15 protein-coding genes and 1 pseudogene are annotated in these 18,063 nt (G+C 65.7%); 4 read left to right on the top strand and 12 right to left on the bottom strand.

The genetic code is table 11. From position 1 onward, the window contains the following. Position 1 precedes the first annotated feature (1 nt). The 7 genes from hutG to hutC form a co-directional block, all read right to left on the bottom strand. A complete protein-coding gene (gene hutG, locus HU751_RS10320) occupies positions 2–805 on the bottom strand; it encodes an N-formylglutamate deformylase (protein ID WP_186735606.1) in 804 nt (267 codons plus the stop codon). A gap of 112 nt (positions 806–917) precedes the next feature. Then, positions 918–2,123: an imidazolonepropionase gene (gene hutI, locus HU751_RS10315; RefSeq protein ID WP_186735608.1), complete on the bottom strand. Its 1,206-nt coding sequence runs from the start codon at positions 2,121–2,123 to the stop codon at positions 918–920. Between the two features lie 18 nt (positions 2,124–2,141). Beyond that, positions 2,142–3,545 carry an amino acid permease gene (locus HU751_RS10310; RefSeq protein ID WP_186735609.1) on the bottom strand — a complete coding sequence of 468 codons (1,404 nt, stop codon included), beginning with the start codon at positions 3,543–3,545 and terminating at the stop codon, positions 2,142–2,144. A gap of 131 nt (positions 3,546–3,676) precedes the next feature. After that, the gene (gene hutH / locus HU751_RS10305; protein WP_186735610.1) at positions 3,677–5,209 is read right to left on the bottom strand and encodes a histidine ammonia-lyase; all 1,533 of its coding nucleotides are present in this window, start codon (positions 5,207–5,209) and stop codon (positions 3,677–3,679) included. Positions 5,210–5,296: 87 nt separating this feature from the next. Beyond that, complete coding sequence (gene hutU / locus HU751_RS10300; RefSeq protein ID WP_186735611.1) at positions 5,297–6,970, bottom strand: urocanate hydratase; 1,674 nt, start codon at positions 6,968–6,970, stop codon at positions 5,297–5,299. A 231-nt stretch (positions 6,971–7,201) separates the two neighbouring features. Next, a complete protein-coding gene (locus HU751_RS10295) occupies positions 7,202–7,774 on the bottom strand; it encodes a HutD/Ves family protein (protein WP_186732504.1) in 573 nt (190 codons plus the stop codon). After that, a complete protein-coding gene (hutC, locus tag HU751_RS10290; RefSeq protein WP_177330863.1) occupies positions 7,771–8,481 on the bottom strand; it encodes a histidine utilization transcriptional repressor HutC in 711 nt (236 codons plus the stop codon). The genes HU751_RS10295 and hutC overlap by 4 nt, the downstream gene beginning before the upstream one ends. Positions 8,482–8,625: 144 nt before the next feature. Here hutC and HU751_RS10285 point away from each other — a divergent pair, with 144 nt between their 5' ends. Further along, positions 8,626–9,990 (top strand): formimidoylglutamate deiminase, encoded by a 1,365-nt coding sequence (locus HU751_RS10285; protein ID WP_186732503.1) that lies wholly within the window; start codon positions 8,626–8,628, stop codon positions 9,988–9,990. Between the two features lie 161 nt (positions 9,991–10,151). Here HU751_RS10285 and HU751_RS10280 read toward each other — a convergent pair whose 3' ends face one another. Continuing rightward, complete coding sequence (locus tag HU751_RS10280) at positions 10,152–10,724, bottom strand: lipocalin family protein (RefSeq protein WP_186732502.1); 573 nt, start codon at positions 10,722–10,724, stop codon at positions 10,152–10,154. Next, positions 10,721–10,975 carry an outer membrane protein assembly factor BamE domain-containing protein gene (gene bamE, locus HU751_RS10275; protein ID WP_028688397.1) on the bottom strand — a complete coding sequence of 85 codons (255 nt, stop codon included), beginning with the start codon at positions 10,973–10,975 and terminating at the stop codon, positions 10,721–10,723. Before bamE ends, HU751_RS10280 begins: the two co-directional genes overlap by 4 nt. A 223-nt stretch (positions 10,976–11,198) precedes the next feature. On the opposite strand from bamE, the pseudogene HU751_RS27260 reads away from it, so the two are divergent. Next, positions 11,199–12,236 (top strand): annotated as a pseudogene (locus tag HU751_RS27260) (HAMP domain-containing protein); the annotation flags it as partial. Positions 12,237–12,260: 24 nt separating this feature from the next. Continuing rightward, positions 12,261–13,091, top strand: coding sequence for a methyl-accepting chemotaxis protein (locus HU751_RS27255; protein ID WP_374119860.1), 831 nt, complete (start codon positions 12,261–12,263; stop codon positions 13,089–13,091). Between the two features lie 97 nt (positions 13,092–13,188). On the opposite strand, the gene HU751_RS10265 is transcribed toward HU751_RS27255, so the two are convergent. The 3 genes from HU751_RS10265 to HU751_RS10255 all read right to left on the bottom strand — a co-directional run bounded on the left by HU751_RS10265 (position 13,189) and on the right by HU751_RS10255 (position 17,430). Continuing rightward, on the bottom strand, positions 13,189–13,785 hold the full coding sequence (locus tag HU751_RS10265) for a DUF924 family protein (RefSeq protein ID WP_186732501.1): 597 nt from the start codon (positions 13,783–13,785) through the stop codon (positions 13,189–13,191). A gap of 3 nt (positions 13,786–13,788) precedes the next feature. Then, a complete protein-coding gene (locus tag HU751_RS10260; protein WP_050707287.1) occupies positions 13,789–14,799 on the bottom strand; it encodes a class 1 fructose-bisphosphatase in 1,011 nt (336 codons plus the stop codon). A gap of 165 nt (positions 14,800–14,964) precedes the next feature. Further along, positions 14,965–17,430 (bottom strand): glycogen/starch/alpha-glucan phosphorylase, encoded by a 2,466-nt coding sequence (locus HU751_RS10255; RefSeq protein WP_186732500.1) that lies wholly within the window; start codon positions 17,428–17,430, stop codon positions 14,965–14,967. A 198-nt stretch (positions 17,431–17,628) separates the two neighbouring features. On the opposite strand from HU751_RS10255, the gene HU751_RS10250 reads away from it, so the two are divergent. After that, positions 17,629–18,033, top strand: coding sequence for a YkgJ family cysteine cluster protein (locus HU751_RS10250; RefSeq protein WP_186732499.1), 405 nt, complete (start codon positions 17,629–17,631; stop codon positions 18,031–18,033). Positions 18,034–18,063 lie beyond the last annotated feature (30 nt).

Below are 18,063 nucleotides of genomic sequence, written 5' to 3'. Positions count from 1 at the left end.
GCTAGCGCCCGTATCGCTCCCTGCCCCATGCGAGGACCGTCTCCAGCAACCGCCCCAGGACCATCTGGGTCGGTTGTGCCAGATCCTCGCGATAGGCGAACGGCTCGGCTTCATTCATGTACGTGCTCTGCGCCAGCTCCAGTTGCACGGCATGGATCTGCCGGGAAGGGTCACCGTAGTGGCGGGTGATGTGTCCGCCCTTGAAGCGGCCGTTTAGTACATGGCTGTACTGCGGGAATTCGGCGCACACGCCCTGCAGCCGCTCGGCCAGCTCGGGATCGCAACTGGCACCGTTGAAGGTGCCGAGGTTGAAGTCCGGCAGCTTGCCGTCGAACAGGTGCGGGATCAGCGAACGGATCGAGTGGGCGTCCCACAGCAGCGCATAGCCGAACTCGGTACGCAGGCGCTCCAGTTCGCGACGAATCGTGTCGTGGTACGGGCGCCAGATCCCTTCCAGGTACGTGGCCCGCTCGTCGGCGCTCGGCGCCTGGCCATCCTTGAACAACGGCTCGCCATCGAACAAGGTCGCCGGGTACAGGCCGGTGGTGGCGCCGACGTACAGCGGCTTGTCGTCATCCGGGCGGTTCAGGTCGATGACGAAGCGCGAATACTCCGCCGCCACCACACTGGCGCCCAGGTCACGGGCGAAGTCGTACAGGCGCGGGATATGCCAGTCGGTGTCAGGCAGGCTGCGTGCCTGGTCGACCAGGCCGTCACGCACGGGTGGCGTCAGGCCCAGCCCGGCGTGGGGCATGCTGATCAGCAGGGGCAGCCGGCCTTGGTGAAAACTCAATACCTTGTCCATATGACTCCTACAGCGTATCTGCTTGAGCTTCGTGGGAGCGGGCTTGCCCCGCGATGGATGGCACCGGCTTCGCCGGTATCGCGGGGCAAGCCCGCTCCCACGAAGCTACCTTTCAGTTGGATATCTCATGCCCCAAGCGCACCACGCGCTTGGGCAAGTCACCGCCGAGCCAGTAGCTGAGGTCGGCCGGGCGTTCGATCTGCCAGGCGATGAAGTCCGCCACCTTGCCCACCTCCAGCGAGCCGTGGCTGTCGCCCAGCCCCAGCGCCGTGGCGGCATGCACGGTGACGCCTGCCAGGGCTTCCTCGGGGGTCATGCGGAAACAGGTGCAGCCCATGTTCAGCATCAGGCGCAGCGACAGCCCCGGTGAGGTGCCGGGGTTGAGGTCGCTGGCCAGGGCGATCTTCACGCCGTGCCGGCGCAGGGCGTCCATCGGTGGCAGCTGGGTTTCCCGCAGGAAGTAGAACGCCCCCGGCAACAGCACGGCGACGGTGCCGGCCGCGGCCATGGCGATGGCGTCTTCCTCGGTCATGAACTCCAGGTGATCCGCCGACAGCGCCTGGTAGCGCGCCGCCAGGCTCGAGCCGTGCAGCGAAGACAGCTGCTCGGCGTGCAGCTTGACCGGCAGCCCCAGGTCGCGCGCCTTGATGAACAGGCGCTCGACCTGGGCCGGGGAGAACGCCAGGTGTTCGCAGAAGGCATCCACCGCATCCACCAGCCCCTCGGAGGCCAACGCCGGGAGCATCTGCTCGCAGATATGATCGATGTAGTCGTCTGCCCTGCCCGCGTATTCCGGCGGCAGCGCGTGGGCGGCCAGGCAGGTGCTGCGCACGGTGACCGGCAGCTCCTCGCCCAGGCGCCGGGCGACGCGCAGCATCTTGCGTTCGTTATCAAGATCCAGGCCGTAGCCAGACTTGATCTCGATCGTGGTCACGCCATCGCGCATCAGCGCCTGGACCCGCTGGCGGGCACTGGCCAGCAGCTCGTCCTCGCTGGCCGCGCGGGTGGCCCGCACGGTGCTGGCGATGCCGCCGCCCTGGGCGGCGATCTCGGCATAGCTGACGCCCTGCAGGCGCTGCTCGAACTCGCCGCTGCGGTTGCCGCCGAACACCGCATGGGTGTGGCAGTCGATCAGCCCGGGGGTGACCCAGGCGCCGCCCAGGTCGACGACGCGGTCGGCTGCGACCGGCGGCACGTCAACGCGCGGGCCGATCCACTCGATCAGCCCGGCGCTGGTGACGATCGCCGCGTCTTCGATGATCGCGTAGCGGCCGTCGGTCATGGTCGCGGCGTGGCAGTGCTGCCAGAGGGTTCTCATCAGGATCTCCTTTCTAATTCAGCGGTGCAGCTCGGCAGGCTCCTGGAGCGGCTCGCCACCACCGGCGCGCGGCTTGCACCACAGCAGGTAGGAGGCCACCAGGAACACCACCCAGATCACGCCGACGATCAACGCCGCCTGGGTGTCAGGGAAGTAGCCGAGCACGCCGAAGATGAACACCATGAAGGCAATGGCCAGGGCCGGGCCATAGGGCCAGAACGGTACCGGGAACTTGAGCTGGGCGACCTCCTCACGGCTCATGCTGCGGCGCATGGCGACCTGGGTGACCAGGATCATCAGCCACACCCACACGGTGGCGAAGGTGGCGATCGAAGCGATCAGCAGGAACACGTTTTCCGGGATCAGATAGTTGAGCAGCACGCCGATCAGCAGCGCCGCGCCCATCACCACCACGGTCATCCACGGCACGCCGTGTTTCGACAGCTTGCCGAAGCCACGCGGCGCCTGGCCGTGCTGGGCCAGGCCGTACATCATGCGCCCGGCGCCGAAGATGTCGCTGTTGATCGCCGAAATCGCCGCCGAGATCACCACGATATTGAGCACGGCCGCGGCTGAGCCAATGCCCAGGTTGCTGAAGATCTGCACGAACGGGCTGCCCTGGCTGCCGATCTGCGGCCATGGGTACAGGCACATCAGCACGAACAGGGTGAGCACGTAGAACAGCAGGATGCGCAGCGGCACAGCGTTGATCGCCTTGGGGATGACGCGCTGAGGGTCTTTCGCCTCACCGGCGGTGACACCGATGATCTCGATGCCGCCAAAGGCGAACATCACCACCGCGAACGAGGCGATCAGGCCACTGACGCCATTGGGCATGAAGCCGCCGTGGTCGAACAGGTTGCTCACCCCGACCGCGTGCCCCGTGCCCACCTGGCTGAAGCCGAAGGCCATGATGCCCAGGCCGGCAAGGATCATCGCAACGATGGCGCCGACCTTGAGCAGCGACAGCCAGAACTCCATTTCACCGAAGACCCGCACGTTGCACAGGTTCAGGCCGCCGATCAGGAAGACGATGCCCAGCACCCAGATCCAGCGGGCAACCTCCGGGAACCAGAAGCCCATGTAGATACCGAAGGCGGTGACGTCGGCGATGGCGACGATGACCATCTCGAAAGCGTAGGTCCAGCCGAGGATGAAGCCGGCCATGGGGCCGAGGTAGGTGCTGGCGTAGTGGCCGAAGGAGCCGGCCACCGGGTTGTGCACGGCCATCTCACCGAGGGCGCGCATGACCATGAACACGGCAGCGCCACCGATCAGGTAGGCCAGCAACACGGCCGGGCCGGCCATCTGGATGGCCGAGGCCGAACCGTAGAAAAGCCCGGTACCGATTGCCGAACCGAGCGCCATGAAACGGATATGCCGGGCCGATAGCCCGCGCTTGAGACCTTGAGCTTGTTGCATGTCACGTCCTTATTGTTGTTCTGGTCGTGAATTCGGGAGGGCGGCGGACAGCCCATCGCGGGGCAAGCCCGCTCCCACGATCGGCGTGGGAGCGGCGATGCGGCGGCCCGACTTGCCCCGCGATTGCGGTGTTACAGGCTAGGCAGGACCCCGGCCGGCAGCAGGCCGGTCAAGGTGCCTTTGGCCAGCAGCGTCGAGGCCGCCTCGATATCCGGCGCGAAGAAACGGTCGCGGTCATAATGCGGCACTTCGCGGCGCAGCGCCTGGCGCGCCTGCTCCAGCTTGACCGAGGTCTTCAACCCCTTGCGCAGGTCCAGGCCCTGGCAGGCGCCCAGCCATTCGATGGCCAGCACGCCACGGGTGTTCTCGGCCATTTCCCACAGGCGCTTGCCGGCAGCCGGGGCCATCGACACGTGGTCTTCCTGGTTGGCCGAGGTCGGCAGGCTGTCGACGCTGTGCGGGTGCGACAGCGCCTTGTTCTCGCTGGCCAGCGCGGCGGCAGTGACCTGGGCGATCATGAAGCCGGAGTTGACCCCACCGTTCTCCACCAGGAACGGCGGCAGCTGGGACATGTGCTTGTCCATCATCAGCGAGATACGGCGCTCGCTCAGCGAGCCGATCTCGGCGATCGCCAGGGCGAGGTTGTCGGCGGCCATGGCCACGGGCTCTGCGTGGAAGTTGCCACCGGAGATCACGTCACCTTCGGCGGCGAACACCAGCGGGTTGTCCGACACGGCGTTGGCTTCTATGCCCAGTACTTCGGCGGCCTGGCGGATCTGGGTCAGACAGGCGCCCATGACTTGCGGCTGGCAGCGCAGGGAGTACGGATCCTGGACCTTGTCGCAGTTCTTGTGCGACAGCGACACTTCGCTGGAGTCGCCCAACAGGTCGCGGAAGCAGGCGGCGGTGTCGATCTGGCCGCGCTGGCCACGCACTTCGTGAACCCGTGCATCGAATGGCGAACGCGAACCCAGTGCGGCTTCCACGCTCAGGCCGCCACAAGCGATGGCCGCGGCATACAGGTCTTCAGCCTGGAACAGGCCGCGCAGGGCGTAGGCGGTGGACGCCTGGGTACCGTTGAGCAAGGCCAGGCCTTCTTTGGCGGCCAGGGTCAGCGGCTCGAGGCCGGCGACGGCCAGGGCTTCGGTGGCGGGCAGCCACTGACCCTTGTAGCGGGCTTTGCCTTCGCCCAGCAGCACCAGCGACATGTGTGCCAGCGGTGCCAGGTCGCCGGAAGCGCCGACCGAGCCCTTGAGCGGGATGTGTGGATAGACTTCGGCGTTGACCAGGCCGATCAGCGCATCGATGACCTTGCGGCGGATGCCGGAGAAACCACGGCTGAGGCTGTTGATCTTCAGCACCATGATCAGGCGCACCAGGTCGTCGTCCAGCGGCGCGCCGATACCGGCGGCGTGGGACAGCACCAGCGAACGCTGCAGGTTCTCCAGGTCGTGGCTGGCGATGCGGGTCGAGGCCAGCAGGCCGAAACCGGTGTTGATGCCATAGGCGGTGCGGTCTTCGGCGATGATCTGCTCGACGCAGGCGACGCTGGCGTCGATGGCCGGCGCGGCGCTGGCGTCCAGCTGCAGGCGCACGGGCGCGGCGTGGATGGCGCGCAGCTGGGCCAGGGTCAGGGTGCCGGGCTTGAGGGTCAATTCGGTCACTTCGCTACTCCAATCGCATGGGGCCACGCGGGGCCCCTTCTTGTTGTTCAGTATCACCCTTGCAGGGTGCGATCCAAAGCGCGGCGATCAGCCGGTGATCATCGGCAGGTCCAGGCCCTGCTCCTTGGCGCAGTCGATGGCGATCTGGTAGCCGGCATCGGCGTGGCGCATCACGCCGGTCCCCGGGTCGTTGGTCAGCACGCGGGCGATACGCTCGGCGGCTTCATCGGTACCGTCGCAGACGATGACCATGCCCGAGTGCTGGGAGAAGCCCATGCCCACGCCACCGCCGTGGTGCAGCGAAACCCAGGTGGCGCCGCCCGCGGTGTTGAGCAGGGCGTTGAGCAGCGGCCAGTCGGAGACCGCGTCGGAGCCGTCGCGCATGGCTTCGGTCTCGCGGTTGGGGCTGGATACCGAGCCCGAGTCCAGATGGTCACGTCCGATGACGACTGGCGCCGACAGCTCGCCGCTGCGCACCATTTCGTTGAACGCCAGGCCCAGCTTGGCGCGCAGGCCCAGGCCGACCCAGCAGATACGTGCCGGCAGGCCCTGGAAGCTGATGCGCTCGCGAGCCATGTCCAGCCAGCGGTGCAGGTGGGCGTCGTCCGGGATCAGTTCCTTGACCTTGGCGTCGGTCTTGTAGATGTCTTCGGCGTCACCGGACAGCGCGGCCCAGCGGAACGGACCGACGCCACGGCAGAACAGCGGGCGGATGTAGGCCGGGACGAAGCCCGGGAAGTCGAAGGCGTTGGCCACGCCCTCTTCCTTGGCCATCTGGCGGATGTTGTTGCCGTAGTCGAAGGTCGGGATGCCCTGCTTCTGGAAGTCGAGCATGGCCTGGACGTGCACGGCCATCGACTGCTTGGCGGCTTTCACCACGGCAGCCGGGTCGGTCTGGGCGCGGTCGCGGTATTGCTCCCAGGTCCAGCCGGCCGGCAGGTAGCCGTTGAGCGGGTCGTGGGCGCTGGTCTGGTCGGTGACCATGTCCGGGCGCACGCCGCGCTTGACCAGCTCTGGCAGGATCTCGGCGGCGTTGCCGTGCAGGGCGATGGAGATGGCCTTGCCTTCGGCGGTGTATTTGGCGATGCGCGCCAGGGCGTCGTCCAGGTCCTTGGCCTGCTCATCGACGTAGCGGGTTTCCAGGCGGAAATCGATGCGGCTCTGCTGGCACTCGATGTTCAGCGAGCAGGCACCGGCCAGGGTGGCGGCCAGTGGCTGGGCGCCGCCCATGCCACCGAGGCCCGCGGTCAGTACCCACTTGCCTTTCAGGCTGCCGTTGTAGTGCTGGCGGCCGGCTTCGACGAAGGTTTCGTAGGTGCCCTGGACGATGCCCTGGCTGCCGATGTAGATCCAGCTGCCGGCGGTCATCTGGCCGTACATGGCCAGGCCCTTGGCATCCAGCTCGTTGAAGTGTTCCCAGTTGGCCCAGTGCGGCACCAGGTTGGAGTTGGCGATCAGCACGCGCGGGGCGTTGCTGTGGGTCTTGAACACGCCGACCGGCTTGCCCGACTGCACCAGCAGGGTTTCGTCGTCTTCCAGGCGGGTCAGGGTCTCGACGATCTTGTCGTAGCACTCCCAGTTGCGCGCGGCGCGGCCGATGCCGCCGTACACCACCAGCTCTTTCGGATTTTCGGCGACCTGCGGGTCGAGGTTGTTCATCAGCATGCGCAGCGGGGCTTCGGTCAGCCAGCTCTTGGCGGTCAGCTTGTTGCCACGCGGGGCACGGATTTCTACGTCACGGTATTTGTTGTTGTCAGTCACGGGAGAGGTCCTCTGCGGTCGTCCGACGGCATGTGTGTGTCGTGGCGACTATACAAACACACCTTTACTTGTATGTACAAGCATAGGCAACCAAAAAAAACGGACCGTTCCTCCGAAAAGCATCGCGGGGCAAGTCGGGCCGCCACATCGCCGCTCCCACGCCAACGCTCGCTGGTCGTGGGAGCGGCGATGCGGCGGCCCGACTTGCCCCGCGATCTTGTTACAGATGGATCAGTGCGAAATCAGCTCGATCAGGCAGAACCGCCCCTGCACATCCAGCTCCAGCAACCCCTCGTTGCCATCGATCCGCAGGCAGTCATACCGCCCAAGCTGCTGCGTCTCCTCCCCGGCCAACCCCACCTCGACATGATTGCCGGCGGCAAACAGCAACAGCGTCGACGCCGAACTGAACACCCGGTTGCCGCCATCAAACCACTGCAACCGCGCCCGATACCGCTGTGGCGCATAGATCAGGTTGAAATCGCGAATCGCCCCGCCCAGCAGCTTGCAACTGACCTGGCTCTCGCCACTGAACGCGAACGCGTCGAACGGCAGCAGCGGCCGGCTGGCCTGGCCATCGACCAGCAGGCGCATGCCGTCACCCTGCAACACGGTGATGATCCGCTGATACCCGGTGAAGGTGGAAAAGCCTCCGGACTCCTCGATATCGGCAATCGACAGGCGCCAGCCGAAACCGTCCAGGCTGTCGCCGCCATCGCGGGTGATCTCTTCGGTGAAGCCACCACCGTTCTTCCAGGGCATGCGCGGATAATCCCGGGCACGCAACAGCTGCAACTGAGTCATTTGCTGAATCGTCCTTCCAGACGGTGACGGGAACCGGGGTGGATCAGGCGTGCGGCGGTCACCGGCTGGCGCCCCGACCAGGTGCGGCGGCGAATCAGCAGGCACGGTTCGCCCCGCTCGATCTGCAACAGCGTGCATTCTTCAGGCTCGGCGAGGATGGCCTCGACCACGTGCTCGCCTTCGGTGAGCGGCGCGACCTGCGACAGGTAGGCGTAGGGCGTCTGCCGGGTAAAGTCCTGCTTGAGGTAGTCCGGGGCGATGGCGGCGTTGACGTAACGGTCCTCGATCTGCACTGGCACGCCGTTCTCGTAATGCACGATCAGCGAGTGGAACACCCGCTGGCCTTCGCGCATGTCCAGGGCCAGGGCGCGCTCGGAACCGGCGGCCTCCTCGGCCAGGGTGATCACCTGGCAGCTATGCTGGTGGCCACGGCCGGCGATCTCGTCGGCGATGTTGTTGACCTCGAACAGCGCCGAGCGGCTCTTGGGCTCGGCGACGAAGGTGCCGACGCCCTGCATGCGCACCAGCAGGCCTTCGGCGGTCAGTTCGCGCAGGGCGCGGTTGATGGTCATGCGGCTGAAGCCCAGCTCGCTGACCAGTTCGCTCTCCGAGGGCACCCGGTGATGAGGCGGCCAGCTGCCGCTCTCGATCTGCTGGATGATCATCTGTTTCACCCGGGCGTAGAGCGGCGCCGGCCCTTCGCCCATCTGGGCAACCAGCGCGGAGACAGGAGGTGTCGGCACGGCGTTGAATCCTTGTGCGGTTGGAGTGAACGGTAGCTTGCCGGAGTTTACCCGGCAGGCAAACGGCTGTATATGTATATACAAGTTAACAATAACAGGATTTCACCGATGTCCGCCTACTTCGCCGAACGCGCCCTGCTGCCCTCGGGCTGGGCCCGCAATGTCCGCCTGGAGGTCGCCGCCGACGGCCGGCTGGCCTCGATCGAGGCCGATGCCAGCGCCGATGGCGCCGAGCGCCTGGCCGGGCCGTTGCTGCCGGGCATGCCCAACCTGCACTCGCATGCGTTCCAGCGGGCCATGGCGGGGCTGGCGGAAGTGGCCGGCAATCCCAACGACAGCTTCTGGACCTGGCGCGAGTTGATGTACCGCCTGGTCGGCCGGATCACCCCAGAGCAACTGCAGGTGATCGCCCGCCAGCTGTACATCGAGATGCTCAAGGCCGGCTACACCTCGGTGGCCGAGTTCCATTACGTGCACCATGACCTGAACGGCCAGGCCTATGCCGACCCCGCCGAGCTGTCGCGCCGCATCAGCGCCGCCGCCAGTGCCAGTGGTATCGGCCTGACCCTGTTGCCGGTGCTGTACAGCCATTCCGGTTTCGGCGGCCAGGCCCCCAACGACGGCCAACGGCGCTTCATCAACTCCACCGAGCAGTACCTGCGCCTGCAACAGCAGCTTGCCCCCTTGCTGGCGCAACAACCGGCGCAGGCGCTGGGCCTGTGCTTCCACTCCCTGCGCGCGGTAACGCCGGGCCAGATCGCCGATGTGCTGGGCGCCGGCGATGCGACCTGCCCGGTGCATATCCACATTGCCGAGCAGCAGAAGGAAGTCGATGACTGCCTGGCCTGGAGCGGCCGCCGTCCGCTGCAGTGGTTGTACGAGCATGTCGAAGTCGACCAGCGCTGGTGCCTGGTCCACGCCACCCACGCCGAAGCCGACGAAGTCACCGCCATGGCCCGCAGCGGCGCGGTGGCCGGGCTGTGCCTGACCACCGAGGCGAACCTGGGCGACGGTATCTTCCCGGCGGTGGACTACCTGGCCCAGGGTGGGCGCATGGGCATCGGCTCGGACAGCCATGTGTCGCTCAGCGTGGTCGAGGAACTGCGCTGGCTGGAGTATGGCCAGCGCCTGCGCGACCAGCGGCGCAACCGGCTGTATCGCGGTGACCAGCCGATGGTCGGCCGCACTCTCTACGATGCCGCGCTGACAGGTGGTGCCCAGGCGCTGGGACAGCCGATCGGCGAACTCGCCGTGGGCAAGCGCGCGGACTGGCTGGTGCTCGATGGGCAGGATCCATACCTGGCCGTGGCCGACGGTGATGCGATCCTGAACCGCTGGCTGTTCGCCGGCGGCGACCGTCAGGTGCGCGATGTGATGGTCAACGGGCGGTGGGTGGTGCGCCAGGGGCGGCATGGGCAGGAAGAGGAGAGCGCGGTGGCGTTTGTCGAGGTGTTGCGCCAGTTATTGGGGTGAACGCTGGCTCTGTGGGAGCGGCCTTGCGTCGCGAAAGGGCCGCAAAGCGGCCCCAGCAACATCTGCATCGACATCGAAATCCCGGGGGCGCTATGCGCCCCTTTCGCGACGCAAGGCCGCTCCCACAGGGGGCGAGGCCTGTCTCTAGATGTTGGGCAGGCTCAATGCCGGGCGACGATGTCTCTGTCAGGCGTGCGCCAGATCAGCCGATTGGTGTCATACCCCTGCTGCCGCGCCTTGGCCAAGAGATTCTCGCGCTCCCACGCCGGCAACGAAGGCGTGCGCGACAAAATCCACAGGTACTTGCGATCCGGGCTGCCGACGATCGCTGTGCGGTAGCGTTCGTCGACGAACAGGATCCAGTAGTCACCCTTGGCCACGCCCGGCACCAGGCGGGTAAACCAGTTGTCGAACTCGACCCACAGCTTGTCGGTGTGCCCGGCCTCCTGCGGCGTGGCATGGCCTTCGGCGCGCAGCCACTCGTCGCCCATGGTGCGGCAGCGATTGAGCACACCGACCGTGCCGTCGGGCTTGAGGTTGTAGTGGGCTTCAGATTGGGCACAGCCGTCCTGGTACTTCATTGGCAGACGCGCCAGCTCGAACCATTTGCCCTGGTAACGCTTGAGGTCGACCGCACCTGCGGTCTTCGGCGCCAGCGGGTCGGTGGCCGAGGTGGCGCAGCCACCGAGCAGCATCACCAGGCACACGCCCAGCAGCAGGTGCAGACGCCTCATTTGAGGCCCTGCCCGGAATACATGAGGACCTTGTCCGCCGCGTACTGCACGCTGATGAAGCTCTTCTCGTCACCCCAGGTGCAGCTGCTCATGCCCAGCGCGCCGGAGCACTCCTTGGGCGAACCGAGCAGTTGCTCGACCTCGGCCTTGTTCATGCCGGCCTTGAGCTTGGAATAGTTTTCCTGGTTGATCTTGCTGCAGGCGGTCAGGACGACGCACAAGGACAACAGGGCGAGGGAACGCAACGACATGAAGGGACACTCCTGGAGGTGGATACGCAGGTACGAGGGCCTGCAGGGAGCTTAGAAGGGAAAAAGGCTCCGCGGTTCCCTGGCGGGCCAGGTTTCGTTGTGCACCGTTGGTCGCCTGGCGCGCAAACGATTAATGTTTTATTCCTGCGCGTCGACATAGAGCGGTGGTGTGGCCTTTTGCCGCACCCCTCCCCTTCGTGCCCGTGCGCAGATTCCAAGAAAAATGACCAAGAACCTCAAGTTCAGCCACAAGATCCTGCTGGCCGCCGCCCTCGTGGTGGCCGTCGCCTTCACCTGCTTCGTTCTGTTCAACGACTACCGACAGCGCCAGTCGCTGCGCAGCGACACCGAATCGACGTTGCAGTCACTGGGCAACCTGACCGCGGGCAACATCCGCACCTGGCTCGACAGCCGCATCCAGCTGGTGAACTCGGTGGCCCAGCAGATCGCCGTCGACGGCCCGGCCAAGGGCAGCCTCGACCGCATCCTGGCGTTGCCGGTGTACAGCGGCAACTTCATCCTCACCTACTTTGGCGGCCAGGACGGCAGCATGCAGTCGGTACCGGTGGGCAACCGCGCCGCCGACTACGACCCGCGCGTACGCGGCTGGTACAAGGCAGCCAGCGCGGCGGGCCAGACCATCGTCACCGAACCGTATATCTCGGTATCAGCCGGCAAGCTGGTGATCACCCTGGCCACCCCGGTGCAGCAGGGCGGGCGCATGATCGGCGTGAGCGGTGTCGACACCGACCTGCAGACCATCAGCAACCTGATCAACACCCTGGACTTCGGCGGTCGCGGCCATGCCTTCATCGTCAACGGCGAAGGCAAGGTGCTCATCCATCCCAAGGGTGAGCTGGCGCTCAAGACCCTGGCCGATGTCTACCCCGGCAACGACCTGCGCATCGGCAGCGGCCTGAAAGAGGTCGAGGTCGAGGGCCGCCGGCAGTTCATCAGCTTCACCCATGTCGACGGCGTGCCGTCGGCGGACTGGTACGTGGCGCTGGTGCTGGACCAGGACGCGGCCTTCGCCATGCTCGGCGAGCTGCGCACCTCGGCGCTGGTGGCGACGCTGATCGCGGTGGTGGTGATCATCGCCCTGCTCGGCCTGCTGATCCGTGTGCTGATGGAGCCGCTACACGTAATGGGCCGCGCCATGCGCGACATCGCCGAGGGCGAGGGCGACCTGACCCGGCGCCTGAACATCCACGCCCAGGACGAGTTCGGCAGCCTGGCGCAGTCGTTCAACCGCTTCGTCGAGCGAATCCACGAGTCGATCCGCGAAGTGGCCTCGGCCACCGGCCAGGTGAATGCCGTGGCCAGCCAGGTGGTCAACGCCTCCAACGCCTCGATCCACAACGCCGACCAGCAGTCGAGCCGTACCAGCAGCGTGGCCGCGGCGATCAACCAGCTGGGTGCCGCCGCCCAGGAAATCGCCCAGAACGCCGCTCTCGCTTCGCAGCACTCCAGCGCCGCCCGTGGCCTGGCCGAGGAAGGCCAGCAAGTGGTCGGCGAAACCATCGACGTGATGAACCAGCTGTCGGCGCGCATCAGCGACGCCAGCGGCAATATCGAGACACTGAACAACCACACGGCGAACATCGGCCAGATCCTCGATGTGATCAGCGGCATCTCGCAGCAGACCAACCTGCTGGCGCTCAACGCCGCCATCGAGGCCGCCCGCGCCGGTGAGGCCGGGCGCGGCTTCGCCGTGGTCGCGGACGAGGTGCGCAACCTGGCCCACCGTACCCAGGACTCGGCGCAGCAGGTGCAGCGCCTGATCGAGGAACTGCAGGCCGGCGCCCAGGTGGCGGTCAGCACCATGAACCAGAGCCAGCAGCACAGTGATCGCAGCGTGGGCATCGCCAACCAGGCCGGCGAGCGCCTGGGCAGCGTCACCCAGCGCATCGGCGAGATCGACGGCATGAACCAGTCGGTGGCCACCGCCACCGAGGAGCAGACAGCCGTGGTCGAGTCGATCAATGTCGACATCAACGAGATCAATACGCTGAACCAGGAAGGGGTGCACAACCTGCAGAGCACCTTGCGTGCCTGCACCGACCTGGAACATCAGGTCGAGCGGTTGAAGCATCTGGTGGGGAGTTTCAGGATCTGATTCGGTAACGTGGGAGCGGGCTTGCCCCGCGATTGCGATGTCAGCGCCACCATCGCTATCGCGGGGCAAGCCCGCTCCCACGCCCTGTCACGAGGCCTTAAAAGCGGGAACCAGGCTCCAGCAAGAAATCCATCTCCTCGCTGGTACTCGGCCGCTCCAGCACCAGGTTGCGGTGCGGGAAGCGCCCGAAGCGGGCAATCACCCGCTGGTGCTGCTCGGCATAGTCGAGGAAGCCTTCGAACAACCGGCGGTTGGCCTCGGGCTGTTCAGCCAGCAGCATCTGGTAACGCTCGACACACAGGTTCTGCCAGTCCAGCACCTCGGCGTGCTCCAGCACCAGCAGCACGAACACCCGCTGGATCGGCAGCAACTGGTAGTCCCAGCCCTTCTGCAGGCCCTGCATGGCCACCACCTGCGCCCGCCGATCGCCTTCGAAGGCGCGCGGCGTGTCGCGATGGATCATGCGCGGCAGCTGATCCAGCAGGATCAGCAGGCCAAGCCAGCCCTGCGGGCTCTGCTGCCACTCATCGAGCCCGCCCGAGAGGGCCTGCTCGACCAGGTGGCCGAACTGAGCCTGGGCTTCGGCGTCATGGTGCTTGCCGAACCACAGCGTGTTCTTCTCGTCAGCCACGGCCTGGGGACTGCTGCCCCAACCGAACCACCACTCCAGCAACGGCTGCCAAGGTGCGAGCATGACTTACTCCTTGTGATAGGCGGTGACGCGCTCGACCTCTTCCTTCGAGCCGAGGATCACCGACACGCGCTGGTGCAGGCTCTCCGGCTTGATGTCGAGGATGCGCTCGTAACCGTTGGTGGAGGCGCCGCCGGCCTGTTCGATGATGAACGACATCGGGTTGGCTTCGTACATCAGGCGCAGCTTGCCCGGTTTGCTCGGCTCGCGGGCGTCGCGCGGGTACATGAACAGGCCGCCACGGGTCAGGATGCGGTGCACGTCGGCCACCATCGAGGCGATCCAGCGCATGTTGTAGTTCTTCTTCAGCGGACCGGTCTCGCCGGCCAGCAGCTCGCCCACGTAGCGCTGCACCGGGGCTTCCCAGTGACGCTGGTTGGACATGTTGATGGCGAACTCGGCGGTGGTTTCCGGGACGCGGATGTTCTCGTGGGTCAGGACGAAGCTGCCCAGCTCGCGGTCCAGGGTGAAGCCCTTGACGCCGTTGCCCAGGGTCAGGATCAGCATGGTCTGCGGGCCGTAGATGGCGTAACCGGCAGCGACCTGCTCGGTGCCTGGCTGCAGGAAGGCATTCTCGTTCAGGCTTTCGTTCTGGCTCAGGTACTGGTTAGGGCAACGCAGTACCGAGAAGATGGTGCCGACCGAAACGTTGACGTCGATGTTCGACGAACCGTCCAGCGGGTCGAAGACCAGCAGGTAGGCGCCTTTCGGGTATTTGCCCGGGATCTGGTAGGCGTTGTCCATTTCCTCGGACGCCATGCCGGCCAGGTGGCCGCCCCACTCGTTGGCCTCGAGCAGGATGTCGTTGGAGATCACGTCGAGCTTCTTCTGCACTTCGCCCTGCACGTTTTCGGTGCCCATGCTGCCCAGCACGCCGCCGAGGGCGCCCTTGGACACGTGGTGGCTGATCTCCTTGCACGCACGCGCCACTACCTCGATCAGGAAGCGCAGATCGGCAGGGGTATTGTTGCTGCGGGTCTGCTCAATCAGATAGCGACTCAGGGTAACGCGGGACATGTATGGCTCCGAAAGGAATAGGGGGAGAAAAACCCCCGCAGTTTACAGGGAGAGTTGCGGGCTAGCGAGCAAAGAGACTCGTCGGGTGGGGTTGAGTTCAGCAAGCAACCGGCCAGTGGTCGGTTTAAGCCATCGCGGCCCGACTTGCCCCGCGATGCCCCGGGCTCAATCCAACGCCTTCCAGATCTCGGTCGCATACTCGCGAATCGTCCGGTCCGACGAGAACCAACCCATCCGCGCGGTATTGAGCACCGCCATGCGCCACCAGTCCTGCGGTGCGTGCCACAGCTCCTCAACCCGTCGCTGGGCGTCCCAGTAGGCATCGAAGTCGGCGCATACCAGAAAGCGGTCATAAGCGATCAAGCCATCCACCAACCCGGCATAACGCGCCGGGTCGTCCGGCGAGAACACCCCGCTGCGGATCGCCTGCAGCACATCGCCCAGGCGATGGGAGGCAGCGACCGCCGCGGCGGCGCCGAAATCGCCGCTGCGCTTGCGTGCCTCCACCTGCTGGGCGGTCAGGCCGAAGATGAACATGTTTTCGGCGCCCACCTGCTCGCACATCTCGACATTGGCGCCATCCAGGGTGCCGATGGTCAGCGCGCCGTTGAGGCCGAACTTCATGTTGCTGGTACCGGACGCCTCGTAGCCGGCGGTGGAGATCTGCTCGGACAGGTCCGCCGCCGGGATGATGCTCTCGGCCAGGCTGACGTTGTAGTTGGGCAGGAACACCACCTTGAGCAGGCCACGCACCGTGGGGTCGTTGTTGACCACCCGGGCGATGTCGTTGGCCAGCTTGATGATCAGCTTGGCCTGGTGGTAGCTGGCCGCCGCCTTGCCGGCGAAAAGCTTCACCCGCGGCACCCAGTCGGTTCCGGGGTCATTGCGAATGGCCTGGTACAACGCCACCGTGTGCAGCAGGTTGAGCAACTGGCGCTTGTACTCGTGGATGCGCTTGACCTGGACGTCGAACAGCGCCTCCGGATTGACCGTCACCCCCAGCCGGTCCTGGATGATGCTGGCCAGGGCGCGCTTGCTGTGCAGGCGCTGGGCGGCGAACTGCTTGCGGAAGGTGGCCTTGTCGGCGAAAGGCGCCAGCCCCTTGAGCTTGCCTTCCGGATCGTCCAGCACCTCTGGCCCCAGCGCCTCGATCAGCATCGCCGTGAGCTGCGGGTTGGACTGGTACAGCCATCGACGGAAGGTGATGCCGTTGGTCTTGTTGTTGATCCGCTGCGGGTAGAGCTTGTGCAACTCGGCGAACACCGTGCTCTTCATCAGCTTGCTGTGCAGCGCCGACACGCCGTTGACGCTGTGCGAGCCGAGAAACGCCAGGTTGCCCATGCGCACCCGGCGGCCATTATCCTCCTCGATCAGCGACACCGCGCGCAGCACGTCGAAGTCGTGCAGGCCTTTGGCCCGCAGGGCATCGATATGGTAGGCGTTGATCAGGTAGATGATCTGCATGTGCCGCGGCAGCATGCGCTCCATCAGCGCCACCGGCCAGGTTTCCAGGGCCTCGGGCAGCAGGGTGTGGTTGGTGTAGGCCAAGGTCCCGACGGTAAGCGCCCAGGCCTTGTCCCAGGGGATTTCGTGCTGGTCCACCAACAGGCGCATCAGCTCGGCCACGGCGATCGACGGGTGGGTGTCGTTGAGCTGGATCGCCGCGGCGTCCGGCAGGTTGAGCAGGTCCTTGTGCATGTTCAGGTGGCGGCGCAGCAGGTCCTGCAGCGAGGCGGAGACAAAGAAATACTCCTGGCGCAGGCGCAGCTCCTGGCCGGCCTCGGTACTGTCGGCCGGGTACAGCACCCGCGAGATGCTCTCGGCGCGGGCCACCTCGGCCACCGCACCCAGGTGGTCGCCGGCGTTGAAGCGCTCCAGGTGCAGTTCTTCCAAGGCCCGGGCCCGCCACAGGCGCAGGGTATTGACGCTGGAACCGCGCCAGCCGACCACCGGCGTGTCGTAGGCCACCGCCCGCACCGTCTCGCCCGGCCACCAGACCTGGCGCTGCTGGCCATTGCCCTCGTGCACGGTTTCGACGCTGCCGCCGAAACTGATCGGGTAGATCACCTCGGCGCGCTCGAACTCCCAGGGGTTGCCGAAATCCAGCCAGTTCTCGGTCTGCTCCTGCTGCCAGCCATCGACCACCGCCTGGCGGAACAGGCCATGCTCGTAGCGGATGCCGTAGCCATGGGCGGCGATGCCCAGGGTCGACATGCTCTCCATGAAGCACGCCGCCAACCGACCCAGGCCGCCGTTGCCCAGCGCCGCGTCGGGCTCGAGCAGACGGATGCGCTCGAGGTCCACGTCCAGCCCCTGCAGGGCCTCGCGGGCGATCTCCAGGTAGCCGAGGTTGCTCAGGCTGTCGTACAGCAAGCGACCGATGAGGAACTCGAGGGAGAGGTAATAGACGCGCTTCTGGCTGCGTCGGTAGGCCCGCCGGGTGTGGTCCATCCAGTGATCGACCATATGGTCGCGGGCCGCCAGGGCGATGGCTTCGAACCAGTCGTGGTCGAAGGCGTGTTCCGGGTCCTTGCCGACCGCGTAGGTCAGCTTGGCCAGCACGGCGGCGCGAAAGGCCGCCACCTCTGCACTATGGTCCTTTTCGTCACGGGCTTCGGTTTCCTGGGACATGAGGCATCCTCGGGCAAATGGGCGAAAGCGCAGGGAGATTGTTCAGCCTAGACGCTCTGACACGGAGCGACAGCGACGGTTCGCGGTTTTCATCCACCGCTGGCGAAACCGGCAAAAGGTTGTTCACAAATTGAACAACTCCGGTATCATCGCGCGCCCCAAAACCGTGATTTCCCTTGCAAGAATAAAACCGCAACCATGAAACCGACCCTGATCGCCGCCGCCGAAGTCGACCGCCTGGAGACCTGGCAGCGCTATGCCAGCCACATGTGCGGTGGCTGCCACTCGACCTGCTGCACCCTGCCGGTGGAGGTGAAGATCAAGGATCTGATCCGCATCGGCGTGGTGGACGAGTTCGAGAAGGACGAGCCACCGAAGAACATCGCCAAACGCCTGCAGAAGGACGGCATCATCGAACGCTTCAACCAGAAGTCGGGGATCTTCACCCTGACCCGGATGAGCAACGACGACTGCCTCTATCTGGACCGCAAGAGCCGGCTGTGCACCATTTATGACAAGCGTCCGGATACCTGCCGCAATCATCCCAAGGTCGGGCCGCGGCCGGGGTATTGTGCGTACAAGCCCAAGGCGGTTGGTCGTTGACGGCCCTTCCAAGACTCAATAGACTTTTAA

Source organism: Pseudomonas peradeniyensis (assembly GCF_014268935.2).
Classification (GTDB): domain Bacteria; phylum Pseudomonadota; class Gammaproteobacteria; order Pseudomonadales; family Pseudomonadaceae; genus Aquipseudomonas; species Aquipseudomonas peradeniyensis.
The sequence above is the reverse complement of the archived record's forward strand: the minus strand, read 5'-3'. Positions and strand labels throughout refer to the sequence as shown.

Bases quoted from the DNA above. Each gene is read 5' to 3' on its own strand.
- hutG (WP_186735606.1), bottom strand. From the start codon at position 805: ATGGACAAGGTATTGAGTTTTCACCAAGGCCGGCTGCCCCTGCTGATC.
- hutI (WP_186735608.1), bottom strand. From the start codon at position 2,123: ATGAGAACCCTCTGGCAGCACTGCCACGCCGCGACCATGACCGACGGC.
- HU751_RS10310 (WP_186735609.1), bottom strand. From the start codon at position 3,545: ATGCAACAAGCTCAAGGTCTCAAGCGCGGGCTATCGGCCCGGCATATC.
- HU751_RS10295 (WP_186732504.1), bottom strand. From the start codon at position 7,774: ATGACTCAGTTGCAGCTGTTGCGTGCCCGGGATTATCCGCGCATGCCC.
- hutC (WP_177330863.1), bottom strand. From the start codon at position 8,481: ATGGGCGAAGGGCCGGCGCCGCTCTACGCCCGGGTGAAACAGATGATC.
- HU751_RS10285 (WP_186732503.1), top strand. From the start codon at position 8,626: ATGTCCGCCTACTTCGCCGAACGCGCCCTGCTGCCCTCGGGCTGGGCC.
- HU751_RS10280 (WP_186732502.1), bottom strand. From the start codon at position 10,724: ATGAGGCGTCTGCACCTGCTGCTGGGCGTGTGCCTGGTGATGCTGCTC.
- bamE (WP_028688397.1), bottom strand. From the start codon at position 10,975: ATGTCGTTGCGTTCCCTCGCCCTGTTGTCCTTGTGCGTCGTCCTGACC.
- HU751_RS10265 (WP_186732501.1), bottom strand. From the start codon at position 13,785: ATGCTCGCACCTTGGCAGCCGTTGCTGGAGTGGTGGTTCGGTTGGGGC.
- HU751_RS10260 (WP_050707287.1), bottom strand. From the start codon at position 14,799: ATGTCCCGCGTTACCCTGAGTCGCTATCTGATTGAGCAGACCCGCAGC.
- HU751_RS10255 (WP_186732500.1), bottom strand. From the start codon at position 17,430: ATGTCCCAGGAAACCGAAGCCCGTGACGAAAAGGACCATAGTGCAGAG.
- HU751_RS10250 (WP_186732499.1), top strand. From the start codon at position 17,629: ATGAAACCGACCCTGATCGCCGCCGCCGAAGTCGACCGCCTGGAGACC.